Annotated in this window: 13 protein-coding genes; 4 read left to right on the forward strand and 9 right to left on the reverse strand. The window is 71.0% G+C overall.

The features are described 5' to 3' along the window. Positions 1–60 precede the first annotated feature (60 nt). From ACGFW6_RS13820 to ACGFW6_RS13830, 3 genes are all read right to left on the reverse strand, one after another. Positions 61–1,110, reverse strand: coding sequence for an endonuclease/exonuclease/phosphatase family protein (locus tag ACGFW6_RS13820; protein ID WP_393507960.1), 1,050 nt, complete (start codon positions 1,108–1,110; stop codon positions 61–63). A 188-nt stretch (positions 1,111–1,298) separates the two neighbouring features. Beyond that, complete coding sequence (locus tag ACGFW6_RS13825; RefSeq protein ID WP_393507962.1) at positions 1,299–1,928, reverse strand: TetR/AcrR family transcriptional regulator; 630 nt, start codon at positions 1,926–1,928, stop codon at positions 1,299–1,301. A gap of 83 nt (positions 1,929–2,011) precedes the next feature. Then, complete coding sequence (locus tag ACGFW6_RS13830; protein WP_393507964.1) at positions 2,012–3,601, reverse strand: MFS transporter; 1,590 nt, start codon at positions 3,599–3,601, stop codon at positions 2,012–2,014. Between the two features lie 180 nt (positions 3,602–3,781). Here ACGFW6_RS13830 and panB point away from each other — a divergent pair, with 180 nt between their 5' ends. Further along, the gene (gene panB / locus ACGFW6_RS13835) at positions 3,782–4,657 is read left to right on the forward strand and encodes a 3-methyl-2-oxobutanoate hydroxymethyltransferase (protein ID WP_393507965.1); all 876 of its coding nucleotides are present in this window, start codon (positions 3,782–3,784) and stop codon (positions 4,655–4,657) included. An 89-nt stretch (positions 4,658–4,746) separates the two neighbouring features. On the opposite strand, the gene ACGFW6_RS13840 is transcribed toward panB, so the two are convergent. The 3 genes from ACGFW6_RS13840 to ACGFW6_RS13850 form a co-directional block, all read right to left on the reverse strand. Then, entirely contained in the window at positions 4,747–6,687 is a 1,941-nt protein-coding gene (locus tag ACGFW6_RS13840) for a protease pro-enzyme activation domain-containing protein (RefSeq protein WP_393507966.1), read from the reverse strand. Between the two features lie 144 nt (positions 6,688–6,831). After that, positions 6,832–7,455, reverse strand: a complete 624-nt coding sequence (locus ACGFW6_RS13845; RefSeq protein WP_393507967.1) for a DUF305 domain-containing protein — start codon at positions 7,453–7,455, stop codon at positions 6,832–6,834. Then, positions 7,452–8,117, reverse strand: coding sequence for a DUF3105 domain-containing protein (locus tag ACGFW6_RS13850; protein ID WP_393507968.1), 666 nt, complete (start codon positions 8,115–8,117; stop codon positions 7,452–7,454). The genes ACGFW6_RS13845 and ACGFW6_RS13850 overlap by 4 nt, the downstream gene beginning before the upstream one ends. 174 nt (positions 8,118–8,291) lie before the next feature. Between ACGFW6_RS13850 and ACGFW6_RS13855 the strand changes: the two genes are divergently transcribed. After that, entirely contained in the window at positions 8,292–8,726 is a 435-nt protein-coding gene (locus ACGFW6_RS13855) for an Rrf2 family transcriptional regulator (protein WP_393507969.1), read from the forward strand. Positions 8,727–8,815: 89 nt separating this feature from the next. Here the strand turns inward: ACGFW6_RS13855 and ACGFW6_RS13860 are convergent, their stop codons facing one another. Next, positions 8,816–10,006, reverse strand: coding sequence for a globin domain-containing protein (locus ACGFW6_RS13860; protein WP_393507970.1), 1,191 nt, complete (start codon positions 10,004–10,006; stop codon positions 8,816–8,818). A 334-nt stretch (positions 10,007–10,340) separates the two neighbouring features. On the opposite strand from ACGFW6_RS13860, the gene ACGFW6_RS13865 reads away from it, so the two are divergent. Beyond that, positions 10,341–11,702: a glutamine synthetase family protein gene (locus ACGFW6_RS13865; protein WP_393507971.1), complete on the forward strand. Its 1,362-nt coding sequence runs from the start codon at positions 10,341–10,343 to the stop codon at positions 11,700–11,702. A gap of 89 nt (positions 11,703–11,791) precedes the next feature. Here the strand turns inward: ACGFW6_RS13865 and ACGFW6_RS13870 are convergent, their stop codons facing one another. Both ACGFW6_RS13870 and ACGFW6_RS13875 read right to left on the reverse strand, forming a co-directional pair. Further along, a complete protein-coding gene (locus ACGFW6_RS13870; protein ID WP_393507972.1) occupies positions 11,792–12,235 on the reverse strand; it encodes a VOC family protein in 444 nt (147 codons plus the stop codon). Next, on the reverse strand, positions 12,214–12,759 hold the full coding sequence (locus tag ACGFW6_RS13875) for a pyridoxamine 5'-phosphate oxidase family protein (RefSeq protein ID WP_393507973.1): 546 nt from the start codon (positions 12,757–12,759) through the stop codon (positions 12,214–12,216). Before ACGFW6_RS13875 ends, ACGFW6_RS13870 begins: the two co-directional genes overlap by 22 nt. Positions 12,760–12,918: 159 nt before the next feature. Between ACGFW6_RS13875 and ACGFW6_RS13880 the strand changes: the two genes are divergently transcribed. Further along, the gene (locus ACGFW6_RS13880) at positions 12,919–15,918 is read left to right on the forward strand and encodes a bifunctional [glutamine synthetase] adenylyltransferase/[glutamine synthetase]-adenylyl-L-tyrosine phosphorylase (protein WP_393507974.1); all 3,000 of its coding nucleotides are present in this window, start codon (positions 12,919–12,921) and stop codon (positions 15,916–15,918) included. Positions 15,919–15,930 lie beyond the last annotated feature (12 nt).

Below are 15,930 nucleotides of genomic sequence, written 5' to 3' on the forward strand. Positions count from 1 at the left end.
ATTCCGGCAGCTGACAGCCCGGTTGCCGGCACCCGTCCAGACGGTGCTGACCTGGGGTTTTCAGGACGCGGATGTGTCGACCTTCACACGCGCGGCCACCGGCAGATGGTCGCTCCCGGTCTCCGGCAGCGTCCACGAGCTCATCGGCTCGATGCCCTTGACCATGATCTGGTCGATCCGCGCCATCGGGAACGACGCCGGCCAGCTGAAGCCCATCCCGCTGCCCGAGGCGCCCTGCGTGGAACGCATCTGGGCGGTGATGGCGCGCAGCGCGCGGTCGTTCATCGTGCCGTTCAGGTCGCCGAGCAGGACGGTCTTCTGCAGCGGTTCGTCGGCGATGGCCTCGCCCAGCGCGTTGGCGCTCTTGTCACGCTGCCGGGCGGTGAACCCGGCTTCCATCTTCACGCGCACCGACGGCAGATGGGCCACGTACACCGCGACCTGCCCGGCCGGCGTGGTCACCGCGGCCCGCATGGCGCGGGTCCAGCCCAGCTTGATGTCGACGGACCTGACGCCGCTGAGCGGGTACTTGCTCCACAGCCCGACCGTGCCCTGCACCGAGTGGTACTTGTACGTCGAGGCCAGCGCCTTCTCGTACGTCGGAACCGCGTCGGCCGTCAGCTCCTCCAGGGCCACGACGTCCGCGCCGGACGCGGCCACGTCCTGGGCGGTGCCGGACGGATCGGGGTTGTCGGCGTTCACGTTGTGCGTGGCCACCGTCAGATCGCCGCCGGAGCCGGTCTTGTCGGAGAGCTGGCCGCCGAAGAGGTTCAGCCAGACGATCGCCGGGAGCAGCACGGCGATCAGCGCGGTCGCGGACCTGCGCACCAGGGCCAGCAGGAGAAGGACCGGGACGAACAGGCCCAGCCAGGGCAGAAACGTCTCGGTCAGCGAGCCGAGGTTGCCGATCACGTTGGGGATCTGCGCGTGCAGCAGCATCACCAGCGCGAGGATCACCGCGAGGGCCGCCAGCACGATGCCGCGCCGCCAGATGCGCGGGTCCCCGCGCCAGCCCGCGGCCAGGCGGTTCAGGCGCCGAAGCCCGGATCCTCTGCGGTCGGGCTCCGAGCCGCCGCTGTCCGTCTCCGTCACGTACGCCTGCTGCGCCATACCGTCGCCTCACTACCTGCCGTGCACACCGTCGTCCCCCCGCGCCCAAAGAAACCCTAGGGGATGATCGGCTCCGTTCATGCCGTACTCATGACGGCCGTACGGGGGCGAGGACGTACAAGTCGGCCTCGGGAGTTCCGGTCACGTGGGGTGAAAGCGCGCTCTGTGACGAAACGCGCACATGCGTGCTACGGAGTCGGTGAACTGACGGGCCGTAGACCTTCGAGGACGGCGTCGACCATCTGCTCCGACAGCCCTTCGGGGAGATCGGCGTCCGGGCGCATGACGGCACGCACCAGCATCGGGCCGAAGATCATGTCGTTCATCACGTCGACGTCGATGTCCGTCCGCAGCTCGCCGCCCTCCTGTCCGCGGCGCAGGATCGCGTGCTGTGTCCTGCGCCGTGGCTCGACGACGATCGAGTGGTAGGCGTCCCAGATCTTCGGGCTGCGCTTCATCTGGGCGATGACGTTGTGCATCAGCACCGACGAGCGGGTCATCAGGCCGCGTTGGCGCAACTGCTCCAGCAGCGTCACGAGGTCGTCGCGCACCGAGGTGCCGGGCAGTTCGGGGTCCGGGGGCTCGGCGGCCCGTACGACGTCGACGAAGAGCTCCTCCTTGCCGTTCCAGCGGCGGTAGATGGTGGCCTTGCCGACGCCGGCGGTGCGGGCGATGCGCTCGATGGACAGCTCCGCGAGCGGCACGCCCTCCTCCAGCAGTCTGATGACGCCCTCGATGATGGACCGCTCCACGGCCTCGCTGCGGGGGCGGCCCCGGCCGGGGCCGCCCGGCCGGGGATGGCTGTCGGCGAGGCTCACTTGGTCGGTCCTTTCCGTGGGCTGTGCTGATTGTCCCCCGGTTACGGCACCGTGGCGCGCGCCGGCCGCACGAGCGCGTTCCACTACTCCGAGGCCACCAACTCCCGCTCCTCCTCGCCCTTCCGGGCCGCGGCGGGCCGTCCCGGCAGGAACAGCGCCACGACGACCGCGCCGAGCACGGCGATGCCGGCGCCCCAGAGCGCCGTGATGTGCATGGCGTGCAGGAACGCGTCGTGCGCCGGGCCGATGAGGGCCTCGCCGCGCGGGCCGAGCCGGTCGGCGACGCCGAGCGTGGCCTCGATGGACTCGCCCGCCGTGTGCCGTACGCCGGCAGGCAGCGCCGTGAGCCGGCCCTCAATGTCGTTGCGGTAGGCCGTCGACAGGACCGAGCCGAGGACGGCGATGCCGAGAGCGCCGCCGACCTGGCGGAAGGTGTTGCTGAGCGCGGAGGCGGAACCGGCCTTCTCGCGGGGCAGGGCCTGCATGATGACGACGCTGATCGGCGTCATGATGTGGGCCATGGCGGCGCCCATGAGGAAGAACACGACCTCCAGCAGCCAGATCGGGGTGTCCGCCTCGAAGGTCGCGAACGCGGCCAGCGTGAGCGCGATGAGCAGCATGGCGCCGGTCGTGGTGGCCCGGTTGCCGAACCGGTCGACCAGCAGCCGGGCGCGCGGCGCGAAGATCATCTGGGCGGCGGCCAGCGGCAGCATCAGCAGACCGGTCTCCAGCGGCGAGTAGCCGCGCACGCTCTGGGTGTAGAAGACCGAGAAGAAGGTCACGCCCATCAGCGCGAAGAAGACCAGCGCGATGACGCCGATCGCGGCCGAGAAGACCTTGTTGCGGAAGTACGTGATGTCGATGGACGGATGGTCGCTGCGCTTCTCGAACACCACGAAGGCGGCTAGGACGGCGAGACCGGCACCGATCGTCGCGAGGACCGTCACATCGGTGAAGTCGGCGAGCTGGCCGCCCTTGATGATGCCGTAGACCAGCAGGACCAGGCCGACGACGGAGAGCACCACGCCGACGGGGTCGATACGGCCGGGTTTCGGGTCGCGCGAGTCCGGGACCAGCCACAGCATCAGCGCGAGCGCGAGCAGCACGATCGGCACGTTGATGAGGAAGACCGAGCCCCACCAGAAGTGGTCGAGCAGCACCCCGCCCGTGATGGGGCCGATGGCGATGGCGAGCCCGACGCCGCCGGCCCAGATGCCGATGGCCTTGGGCTGCTCGTCCCGCTCGAAGACGTTCATCAGCACCGCGAGGGTGGCCGGCATGACGAAGGCCGCGCCGAGACCCATCACCGCGCGGAAGCCGATCAGCTCGCCGGGGGAGCCGGAGAACGCGGCGAGGGCGGAGCCGATGCCGAACACGGCGAGGCCGCCGAGCAGCACCTTCTTGCGGCCGAGCCGGTCGCCGAGGATGCCCGCGCTGAACAGCAGGCCCGCGAAGACGAGGGTGTAGGCGTTGATCGCCCACTCCAGCTCGCTCTGCGTGGCGCCGAGGCCGGTCGGCGCGGGGGTCGAGATGGTCTTGATGGCGACGTTCAGGATGGAGTTGTCCAGCACGACGATCAGCAGGCTGAGCATCAGCACACCGAGGATCGCCCAGCGGCGCCGGTGCACCGCCTCCGGTATCCGGGAGCCGGTGTCAGGGACGGGAGAAGTCATGCTGTCGAGCCTAGGAGATTTTCGATACGGAACCGTCTCGTATCTTAATTTCTTACCGAGAACTTACGCGGGGTGGATCTCACACGAGGGGGCCTGGCCCAGTCCGGCACGAAGTGCCACCATGGAGGAGATCCGGGGACGCCGTCAGGGCGCCTCGAGATGACAGAAGGAGCCGTTGCAATGACGCAGCTTTCGGCTGCCCAGACGCCTCAGGCGAAGACCTCCGACGGCAGCAAGGCGCTGTACGGGGGCAAGGGCACTCGGCGCATCACTGTTCGGGACATCGCCCTCGCCAAGGAGCGGGGCGAGAAGTGGCCCATGCTCACCGCCTACGACGCGATGACCGCGTCCGTGTTCGACGAGGCCGGCATCCCGGTCATGCTCGTCGGCGACTCGGCGGGCAACTGCCACCTCGGCTACGAGACCACCGTGCCCGTGACGCTCGACGAGATGACCATGCTCTCGGCGGCCGTCGTACGCGGCACCTCCCGTGCCCTGATCGTGGGCGACCTGCCCTTCGGTTCCTACCAGGAGGGCCCGGTGCAGGCGCTGCGCTCGGCGACCCGGCTGGTCAAGGAGGCCGGCGTCGGCGCGGTCAAGCTGGAGGGCGGCGAGCGTTCGCACCGCCAGATCGAGCTGCTCGTCGAGTCCGGCATCCCGGTGATGGCGCACATCGGCCTGACCCCGCAGTCCGTCAACGCCATGGGCTACCGCGTCCAGGGCCGCGGCGAGGAGGCGGCCCAGCAGCTGCTGAGGGACGCCAAGGCGGTCCAGGACGCGGGCGCGTTCGCGGTCGTCCTGGAGCTGGTGCCGGCGGAGCTGGCGGCCGAGGTGACGCGCGTGCTGCACATCCCGACCGTCGGCATCGGCGCCGGCCCCGAGACCGACGCCCAGGTCCTGGTCTGGACGGACATGATGGGCCTGACCGGCGGCCGCGTCCCCAAGTTCGTCAAGCAGTACGCCGACCTGCGCCGGGCCATGGGCGACGCGGCGAAGGCGTTCGCGGAGGACGTCGTCGGCGGCACGTTCCCGCTGGACGAGCACTCCGTCCACTGAGCCCGGCCGGCCGCCACCCCTGAACCACTGCGGCACCAAGCGCCCCGCCGATCTTCCCCCGTCGGCGGGGCGCCTTCCTGTGCCGGTGATCAGCGGCGGTTGTACGACTCCACGTAGCCGCCCGCGGGCGTGCCCACGCCCGTCACGTCGTCGTAGCCCTTCACGGCGCTCAGCGAACTGTCCTTGCCGAGGCTGCGCACGGACGTGCTCAGACCGCCCGTCGCGTCATAGCCGTTGACGAAGTCGACGCGGGCCACCGCGAGTCCGGAGCCCGTCGGGTTGTCCGTGACGTCGTGGTACGCCTTCGAGCCGTAGCGCGCGTAGATCGCGGGGTTGGCGAAGCCGAGAGGCTTGCCGGCCGCCTCCTGCGCGAGGGCCTGCACGGCCGCGACGACCGGCGCGGCCAGCGAGGTGCCGCCGAGCCGGTACTCGTCGTAGGCCTGCGTCCTGCCGTCCGGCAGGGTCTGCGTCTGCCCCACCAGGAACCCGGTGTTCGGGTCGGCGATCGCCGCGATGTCCGGCACCACCCGGTTGCCGTCGGCGCTGTTGGCCTTCGCCAGCGCGGGCGGGACGACGCCCTGCTGGTAGTAGGGCTCGGCGACCGTCCTGCTGGTGCCGCCGCCCGCGCCCGAGGTGAACGCGCCCGGGAAGTCGGTCCAGCTCTTCCCGTCGGCCGACAGGGTCGCCTTCTGCGTGCCCCAGCCGGTCTCCCACAGGTACTTCTCGCCCTTGCCGACCGCCAGCGAGGTGCCGCCGACCGCCGTCACCCAGGCCGAACTCGCCGGGATGTCCGTCTGCTTGATGCCGCTGGCGGCCACCTCGTCGCCGTCGTCGCCCGAGGAGTAGTAGAAGCCGATGCCCTCGACCGCGCCGAACTGGAAGACCTGGTCGTAGGCGGCCGCGAGGTCCGGCGTCTGCGCGTCCTCGGTCTCGCCCCAGGAGTTGGAGACGATGTCGGCGAGATGGTGATCGACGATCTTGCTCAGTGAGTCGAGCAGGTCCTCGTCGTAGCAGGAGGCGGCGCCCACGTACGTGATCTGCGCGCCCGGCGCGACCGCGTGCGCGGACTCGACGTCCAGGGTCTCCTCGCCGTACCAGCCGGCCGCCGAGCACTCCTTGGTCCGCGTGTACTTCGCGGGCAGGACCTGCCGCAGCTGACCGGTGCTCCAGGCCGCGTCCCCGTTGCGCCTGGCGTAGGTGGCGGCGTCGAAGGCGATCGTCGGGGAGGCGTACGCGTCGGTGATGGCGATGCGCACGCCCTTGCCGGTGCGCTTGCCGGCGCCGTACGCGGCCCGCAGCTGCTTGCCGGTGTAGCCCTTCACGGCGTACGGGACCTTCGTGCCGTACGCGTCCGGCAGCGTCTTCGCCACGTTCGAGCCGTGGTACGTCGAGAACGGCCCGGCGTTGCGGAACACCGTCTCCGGCGGCGGGAGCTGGTCCCGGTGACTCGCCAGGTGCGGCGCGTTGTCGAGGCCGGTGACGGTCAGGACCGCGTCCTTCACGGCATCCGGCACCGAGGCGGTCGTCGCCGGGGCGCGGTAGGTCCGGGCGCCCTTGGTGTAGTCGTGCAGCTGGGTGCCGAACGCCTTCTCCGCGGCGGCCACATCGCCGCTGACGGCGACATAGTGCTGCGTGACACCGGTGACCTTCAGCCCCGCGGCCCTCAACCAGCTCTTGACGGCGGCCACTTGGGCCTTCGTCGCGCCGAAGCGGGCCTGCGCCTGCCCGGCGCTGAGGTACTTGCCGTAGGACGCCGAGGCCGGGTCCGACACGGCCTTCGCGTACGCGGCGAGGCCGGCCGCGTCGCGGCCCGCGAGGTAGACCCGCGCGGAGACCCGTGCGCTGTCCGAGGTCGCGCCCTCGTCCGCCCGGGCCGTGGCCCACACGGGCTTGGTGCCGGCGAGCCGGTCACGGCCCGCGCCGTCGGCGGCGTGCGCCACCGGTATGCCGAGTGCCAGCGCGCCGGTGAGGAGAGGCAGTGTCGCCGCCAGACTCATCGAGGCGCGCAGCGCGGCACGTCGAGATCTCATGGAACCCCCTGTGCGATTCGTGTGCGAGTGGATCACCCGACGGTGGCCACTTAAGCGACGAACCGTTCACGCGAGGGGAATGCGCGGCTCAAGAAGGTTCCAACTACGTTAATGACAAGGCCATTTCACCGACCGCCGGAAAGGTCACGGCCGTGGCTCGGCGCCCCGCTCCTTCAGCATGTCGGCCATCAGGTCGATCTCCGAGCGCTGCCCGTTCACCATGGTCCGCGCGAGCCGCTTCTCCACGTCGACCCGGCACTTGTCGAGGCAGCCCTCCGCCATGTGGATGCCGCCCTTGTGATGTGCCGTCATCAACTGGAGGAAGAAGACCTCGGCCTGCCTGCCGCTGAGCGTCCCCAGCTTCTTCATCTCCGTGTTGGTCGCCATGCCCGGCATCAGCGCGCCGTCCTCGCCGGGGGCCATGCCGCTCATGCCCATCCAGGCCATGGGCGCCTTCGACGACACCTTGGGCAGCTTCCACAGATCCAGCCAGCCCAGCATCATGCCGCGCTGGTTGGCCTGCGTCTGCGCGATGTCGTACGCCAGGCGCCGCACCTCCTCGTCATCGGTGCGGTCCCGCACGATGTACGACATCTCCACGGCCTGCTGATGGTGGACCGCCATGTCCCGCGCGAATCCGGCGTCCGCCGAGTCGGCGACCGGCGTCCCGCTCGAACCGCCGTCCTCGGCCACGGCGTAGGTGAGCGCGCCGACCGCGACCAGTACGGCCGCCGCCGTCCCCGCGATCCACCCGACGTGCTGCTTCACTCCGACAGACCACCCGTGCACGCCGCGCCCGGCTCGGGCGTCTGCTCACCCTGGACGTAGGTCTCGAAGAACTTGCCGACGTTCGGGTCACTCGCACTCGTCACGGTGCGCTGGTGCCCCCAGGCGCTGAGCATGATCGGGTCCTTCTGGCTCTCGTCCGGGCTCATCAGGGTGTACGGCGTCTGCTTCACCTTCGCCGCCAGCGCATCGATGTCGGACTTGGACGCCTTGCCGGTGTACGTCACCCACACCGCGCCGTGCTCCAGCGAGTGCACGGCGTTCTCCTTGCGGAGCTCCTTGGTGTAGACGTCCCCGTTGCAGTTCATCCAGGCGCGGTGGTGGTTGCCGCCGACCGGCGGGTTCATCGGGTACTTCACGGCCGTCTCGACATGGGTGCTCGCCAGCGTGCCCTTCCAGGTGTTCACGCCGTCCGCGCCGGCGACGAACTTCCCGGTCGTCTTCTTGTCGGCCTGCGGCTCGTCCTTCTTGTCGGACTGCGACTGGACGAGGACGACACCGCCGACGACGAGACCGGCGACGACGACCACACTCGCCGCGATCGTGAGGATGCGGTTGCGCCGCTCACGGGCACGCTCGGCACGCCGCATCTCCTCTATCCGAGCCTTGCGTGCCGCGTTGCTCTGGTTCTTGGCGGAGCCCATGAGTGTTGTCCTTCTTGGCAAGGGACGGTCGGGTCCGCTGATCGTAATGGGGAAGGAGTGACTTCTCGTAGAGAGGGCTGGGGAAAGGCCGGATCGGGGCGACACCGGCCTCCGGGTGGCCGCCCGCCGATCGATATGTTGAACCGCGAATGCGCATTATCTACGCTTCCGGACATGCGGTTGTTGCGCTCCACCGATCTGGCCCTGCGCCTGCTGATGCGGCTCGCCGTCCTCGGGGACGCCACGCCGACGACCCGGGAGGTCGCGGCGGGCATGGAGGTGCCGTACACCCATGCCGCCAAGGTCGTCGCCGAGCTCCAGCACATGGGTCTCGTCGTCGCCCGCCGGGGGCGCGGCGGCGGGCTCTCGCTCAGCGACCGGGGCCGCACGGCCTCGGTCGGCGCGATCGTGCGCGCCTTCGAGGGGGAGGGCGACGTCGTCGAGTGCGAGGGCGACCACCCCTGCCCGCTCAACTCCGCGTGCCGGCTGCGCGGCGCGCTGCGGCGGGCCCAGGAGGCGTTCTTCGCCTCGCTGGACCCGCTGACGGTGGCCGACGTGACCGCGGACCCGACCGGCCCCCTGCTGCTCCAGATCGGCCGCGCGCCCTGAGGCCCGGGGGCCGGTGAGCCTTGCGTGCCCTGAGTCCGGGGGCCTGAGGACGACGGCCCTCACGCCGCGCGCCTCGCGTCGGTGCCGCCTCAGCCCTGCTGCGCCAGCCAGAGGTCCGGTCCGAACACCTCGTAGTGGATGTCGGCGGGGGCCACGCCCTTGCCGATCAGCTGCGTCCGCACCGCCCGCATGAAGGGCAGCGGACCGCACAGGTACGCGCGCGTGCCCCGCGGTACGTCCACGTCCGTGAGGTCGACCAGGCCGGTGCGGTGGGCCGCCTCGGCGCCGGCCTCGTACCAGAAGTGGACCGAGGCGTCCGCGAGCTTCCCCGCGTACGCCTCGTGGTCCGCGCGCAGGGCGTGCTCGGCGGGGGAGCGGTCGCCGTGCACGACCAGCACCGGGCCCTGGTGCCCCTGGTCGGCGAGCTGACCCAGCATGGCGACCATCGGTGTGACACCGATACCGGCCGAGGCGAGCAGCAGCGGCGCGTCGCCGTCGAGGTCGGTGAGCACGAGATCGCCGTACGGCGCCGACAGGCGCAGCCGGTCGCCCACCTCCACGCGCGCGTGGAGGTGGTGGGAGACCTCGCCGTCGGGGCCCGCCTCGCCGTGCACCCGCTTCACGCTGAACTGGCGCAGCGGGGAGCCGGGGGCGGCGGAGAGGCTGTACTGGCGTATCTGCCGGGCTCCGTCCGCCAGCTCCACCTGGACCGAGACGTACTGCCCGGCCCGGAAACCGGGGGCCGGACGGCCGTCGGCGGGGCGCAGCCGGAAGGTGGCGACGTCGGCGGTCTCCTCGACGCGCGCGACGACCTCCCACTCGCGCCACTCGTTCCCGCCGGCCTCGTCGTACAGCCGCTTCTCGATGGCGATCAGCGCGTTCGCCATCAGCCAGTAGACCTCGTCCCAGGCGGCCGCGACCTCGGGCGTGACGGCCTCGCCGAGCACCTCGGCGATGGCGGCGAACAGGTGCTCGTGGACGAGCGCGTACTGCTCCGCCGTGACGCCCAGGGAGGCGTGCTTGTGGGCGATCCGGCTCAGCATCGCGTCGGGCCGCTCGTCGGGGCGGGCCACGAGGTGCGTCGCGAACGCGGCGATCGATCCCGCGAGCGCCTGGCGCTGGGTGCCGGCCGCCTGGTTGCCGCGGTTGAACAGGTCGCGCAGCAGCTCGGGACGGGCGGCGAAGAGCCCGGCGTAGAAGCGCTCGGTGATCTCACCGATGGCCCCGCCGACGACGGGGAGGGTGGCACGGACGGTGGTGGCGGACTGCTCGGACAGCATCGGGTCTCCTCGGGCTCGGGTTCGAGTGCTCGGGTCGAGTGCCTCCATTAAAACTTGCATCCAAGATGCAAATTAAAGCGGGGTGGGTCCTGAGGGGCCGGGCATTACGCATGGGGGTCCGAGCAGGCAAGATGGGCGACGGAGCAGTACACCGGCATACCGCGGCCGTGGCGGGACACCTGTCGTAGGCCGGACGTTCGACCCGCGGTCGCCCTGGCGATCAAGGTCCGCAACGCGCCCGAAACGGTGTTGTGGTGTGATGCTCAGGTGCCCGACCGCCTCCTGCGGGACCCGGAGACAGGCGGCCTGACCAGCAAGGATGGGGAAGCGGAAGATGGACAAGCAGCAGGAGTTCGTGCTCCGGACGTTGGAGGAGCGCGACATCCGTTTCGTTCGCCTGTGGTTCACGGACGTGCTGGGCTTCCTCAAGTCCGTGGCCGTGGCCCCCGCCGAGCTGGAGCAGGCCTTCGACGAGGGCATCGGCTTCGACGGCTCGGCGATCGAGGGCTTCGCCCGCGTATACGAGTCCGACATGATCGCCAAGCCGGACCCGTCGACGTTCCAGATCCTGCCCTGGCGCGCGGAGGCCCCCGGCACGGCCCGCATGTTCTGCGACATCCTCATGCCGGACGGCTCCCCGTCCTTCGCCGACCCGCGCTACGTCCTCAAGCGCGCGCTCGCCCGCACCTCCGACCTGGGCTTCACCTTCTACACCCACCCGGAGATCGAGTTCTTCCTGCTGAAGAACCGCCCGCTCGACGGCACCCGCCCGACCCCGGCCGACAACTCCGGCTACTTCGACCACACCCCGCAGAACATCGGCATGGACTTCCGCCGCCAGGCGATCACCATGCTGGAGTCCATGGGCATCTCGGTCGAGTTCTCCCACCACGAGGGCGCGCCGGGCCAGCAGGAGATCGACCTGCGCTACGCCGACGCGCTCTCCACGGCCGACAACATCATGACGTTCCGCCTGGTCATGAAGCAGGTCGCGCTGGAACAGGGGGTGCAGGCCACCTTCATGCCGAAGCCCTTCTCCGAGCACCCCGGCAGCGGCATGCACACGCACCTGTCCCTCTTCGAGGGCGACCGCAACGCGTTCTACGAGTCGGGCTCCGAGTACCAGCTCTCCAAGGTCGGCCGCTCCTTCATCGCGGGCCTGCTGCGGCACGCGGCGGAGATCTCGGCCGTCACCAACCAGTGGGTGAACTCCTACAAGCGCATCTGGGGCGGCTCCGAGCGCACGGCCGGCGCCGGCGGCGAGGCCCCCTCCTACATCTGCTGGGGCCACAACAACCGCAGCGCCCTCGTCCGCGTCCCGATGTACAAGCCCGGCAAGACCGGCTCCGCGCGCGTGGAGGTCCGCTCCATCGACTCCGGCGCCAACCCGTACCTGGCCTACGCCGTCCTGCTGGCGGCGGGCCTGAAGGGCATCGAGGAGGGCTACGAACTTCCGCCGGGCGCCGAGGACGACGTCTGGGCCCTCTCCAACGCCGAACGCCGCGCCATGGGCATCGAGCCCCTCCCGCAGAACCTCGGCGAAGCCCTCACCCTCATGGAGAACAGCGACCTGGTCGCCGAGACCCTGGGCGAGCACGTCTTCGACTTCTTCCTGCGCAACAAGCGCCAGGAGTGGGAGGAGTACCGCAGCGAGGTCACGGCCTTCGAACTGCGGAAGAACCTGCCGGTGCTGTAAGGGCTGATCGCCGAGGGGGCGGGTTTGCCGGCGCGTGCGGCCCAGGTGCGGGCCTGTCGCGCGGTTCCCCGCACCCCTTGGCGGGTCGGTCAGCCCGATGCCTGCTGGGACAGGAACTGGTGCAGCGGTTCCGTGGCGCGGCGGCGGTACTCCTGGATCGACCAGCCGTTGCCGTCCGGGTCGGTGAAGTACATGAAGGTGGCGCCGTCGTCGGGGGTGTACTGGACCGGCTCGGCGATGTCGAGGCCGCGTTCGGTCAGTTCCGCGTGGGCCGCCTTGATGTCGGCCACGCAGAGCTGGAGGCCCTGGTAGGAGCCGGGCTCCGGCTTGGTCTCGCCCTTGGTCATGTCCCAGATGCTGTCGCCGAGGGCGATCGAACACCCGGAACCCGGCGGGGTCAGCTGGACGATGCGCATGCCCGGCATGACCTCCTGGTCGATGTCGACGTGGAAGCCGACCTTGTCCCGGTAGAAGTCGCGGGCCCGGTCGATGTCGCTCACGGGCAACGGGATCACTTCGAGGGTGAAGTCCATAGGGGGTCCTCCAAGGTGAAGCGCCAGCGGGTCTGGCTGAACGGCTCACCCTTACCGAAGCCGAAAACCGTACGTGGCGCCACCGAAAACACGTAGGCATGTCCGGATCCGTGGTGGAAGGAACCATTCCGCACCTCGAAGTGCCAGAAGGGGCCGTATTTCGTCTGCCACGCCACGGCCAGCTCGTGCAGCCGGGCGTCGTCGGTGACGCGTTCCGCGGCGCCCTCCACCGCCAGGTCGTAGCCCTCGTTCCAGAGGTTCGTGCCGGTCGTCAGCACCAGGTTCGGGTTCTGCGCGAGGTTCTTCGCCTTGCGTTCCTCCGGGCCCGTGCAGAAGTGCAGCGCGCCCCGCGACCACACCGCCGGCAGCGGGGTCACATGCGGACGCCCGTCCGGCCGTACCGTCGAGATCCAGAACAGCTCGGCCTCGGTCAGCAGCTTCTCCGCCTCCGGCCAGGGGATCGCGACGGCCTTGTCGTCGCTGTAGCGCGTGTCCAGTCGGGTCTGTGGTTGGTTGTCGGTCATCGGCCGTCCTCCAGATGTGTCGCCGGACCTCTTCCGCCACAGGGGAGACCGCTCGCGCCGCCGGAACTCATCGGCGCCACTTCCAGGGTCTGCGGCTAGGCTCGACCGCGTACGACCTTGATCGGGTGCGTACGGACCCGATCGGACGGGAGGGCGAGCATGACGGCGCCGGGGCGCAGGAGCAGTACCTTCACGCGGCTGCTGCGGCACGGATTCACCGACCCGTCGGCCGCCGAGCGGCTCCTGGAGAGCCCCGAGCTCGCGCCGATCCGCAACGATCCCGTGCTGCTGGAGGCCCTCGGCGCCACCGCCGACCCCGACCTCACCCTGGACGGCCTCGTCCGGCTCGTCGAGGCCCAGCCCGACGCCACCGACCGGCGGGAACTGCTCGACACGGTGATAGCCGCCAAGCCGCTGCGCGACCGGCTGCTCGGCGTGCTCGGCGCGTCCGCCGCGCTCGCCGAGCACCTCGCCCGCCACCCCGGCGACTGGCAGGCGCTCGCCATGTACGAGCCGCGCGACCTGCACCCCGGCGTCGAGGAGTTCGAGCAGGGCCTCGCCGGGGCCGGCGACCCGGTGTCCCTGCGCGTCGCCTACCGGCGCTGCCTGCTGTCCATCGCCGCGCGCGACGTGTGCGGCACCACCGACCTCGCCCAGACCGCCGCCGAGCTCGCCGACCTCGCCACCGCGACCCTGCGCGCCGCCCTCGCCATCGCCCGCGCCGCCGCGCCCGAGGACGCCGCGCAGTGCCGGCTCGCGGTGATCGCGATGGGCAAGTGCGGTGGCCACGAGCTCAATTACGTCTCCGACGTCGACGTCATCTTCGTCGGGGAGACCGCGGACGGCGCCGACGAGGCCACGGCCCTGCGTTCGGCGACCAGACTCGCCTCGCACATGATGCGGATCTGCTCCGAGACCACCGTCGAGGGCTCCATCTGGCCGGTCGACGCCAACCTGCGCCCCGAGGGCAGGAACGGCCCCCTGGTGCGCACCCTCAGCAGCCATCTCGCCTACTACCGGCGCTGGGCCAAGACCTGGGAGTTCCAGGCGCTGCTCAAGGCCCGCCCGGTGGCCGGCGACATCGAACTCGGCGAGGAGTACGTCGCCGCACTCGAACCGATGGTCTGGAAGGCCGCCGAGCGGGACAACTTCGTCGCCGACGTGCAGAAGATGCGGCGCCGGGTCGTCGAGACCATCCCCGTCTCCGAGGTCGACCGACAGCTCAAGCTCGGCCCCGGCGGGCTGCGGGACGTCGAATTCGCCGTACAGCTTCTGCAGTTGGTGCACGGCCGCGAGGACGCCTCGCTGCGCAGCGGCACCACCCTGGACGCCCTCCAGGCGCTCGCCGCCGGCGGCTACGTCGGCCGCGCGGACGCCGCGCAGCTCGACACCGCCTACCGTTTCCTGCGGTCCATGGAGCACCGCATCCAGCTCTACCGGCTGCGGCGCACCCACCTGGTGCCCGAGGACGAGGCCGACCTGCGGCGCATCGGGCGCTCGCTCGGGCTGCGCGTCGATCCGGTCGCCGAGCTGAACCGCGAGTGGCGGCGGCACGCGAGTGTCGTACGGCGGCTGCACGAGAAGCTCTTCTACCGGCCGCTGCTCGACGCGGTCGCCCAACTCGCCCCGGGTGAGGCGAAGTTGAGTGCCGTCGCGGCGCGGGAGCGGCTGATCGCGCTCGGGTACGCCGATCCCGCCGCGGCCCTGCGCCACCTGGAGGCGCTGGCCTCCGGCGTCACCCGCAAGGCGGCGATCCAACGCACGCTGCTGCCGGTGCTCCTGGGGTGGTTCGCCGACTCCGCCGACCCGGACGCGGGGCTGCTGAACTTCCGCAAGGTGTCGGACGCGCTCGGCAAGACCCCGTGGTACCTGCGGCTGTTGCGGGACGAGGGCGCCGCCGCGGAGAACCTCGCCCGGGTGCTGTCGGCCGGCCGTCTCGCCCCCGACCTGCTGATGCGGGCACCGGAAGCGGTGGCGCTGCTCGGCGACGGCGACGGCGGCACCGGTCTCGAACCCCGCTCGCGCGCCCACCTGGAGCAGGAGATCCTCGCTGCCGTGGGCCGCGCGGACGGCAGCGCCCAGGCGGTCACGGCCGCCCGCGGCGTACGCCGCCGTGAGCTGTTCCGTACGGCCGCCGCCGACATCGTCGACTCCTACGGCACCGAGACCAAGCCCGCCGAGGCCGACCAGGGAGCGCTGGTGGACCGGGTCGGGGCCGCCGTGTCCGACCTGACCGCGGCGACCCTGGCGGGCACCTTGCGGGCGGTGGTTAGGGAAGGGTGGGGGGACACCCTGCCGACCCGGTTCGCGATCATCGGCATGGGGCGGTTCGGCGGGCACGAGCTCGGATACGGCAGCGACGCCGACGTCCTGTTCGTGCACGAGCCGCAGGACGGCGTCGACGAGCAGGAGGCGGCCGCGGCCGCGAACCGGGTCGTCTCGGAGATGCGCCGGCTGCTGCAGATCCCCAGCGCCGATCCGCCGCTGCTGATCGACGCCGATCTGCGTCCGGAGGGCAAGTCGGGGCCGCTGGTGCGCACCCTGAAGTCGTACGCGGCCTACTACCGGCGGTGGTCGCTGGTGTGGGAGTCGCAGGCGCTGCTGCGGGCCGAGCCGGTCGCGGGGGACGCGGAGCTGGCGGAGCGGTTCATCGAGCTGATCGATCCGCTGCGGTACCCCGCCGAGGGGCTCGGCGAGGACGCCGTACGGGAGATCCGGCGGCTGAAGGCGCGCATGGAGTCCGAGCGGCTGCCGCGCGGTTCCGACCCCAAGCTGCACTCCAAGCTCGGGCCCGGCGGGCTGTCGGACGTGGAGTGGACCGTGCAGCTGCTCCAGCTGCGGCACGGGTGGGCCGAACCGGGGCTGCGGACGACGCGGACGCGGGAGGCGCTCGCCGCCGCCTGCGCGGCCGGGTTCCTCCCGGCCGAGGAGGCGGGGATCCTGGACGAGGCGTGGGTGCTGGCCACGCGGGTGCGCAACGCCGTGATGCTGGTGCGGGGGCGGGCCGGGGACACGTTTCCGTCGGACGCCCGTGAGCTGGCTGCCGTGGGGCGGTATCTGGGGTACGAGCCGGGGCATGTGGGGGACATGCTCGACGCGTATCGGCGTACGGCTCGGCGGGCCCGGGGCGTGGTGGAGGAGCTGTTCTACGGGGGGTGACGCGCCGCTCGT

This window comes from Streptomyces sp. Y7 (genome assembly GCF_043195415.1).
Taxonomy (GTDB): Bacteria; Actinomycetota; Actinomycetes; order Streptomycetales; family Streptomycetaceae; genus Streptomyces.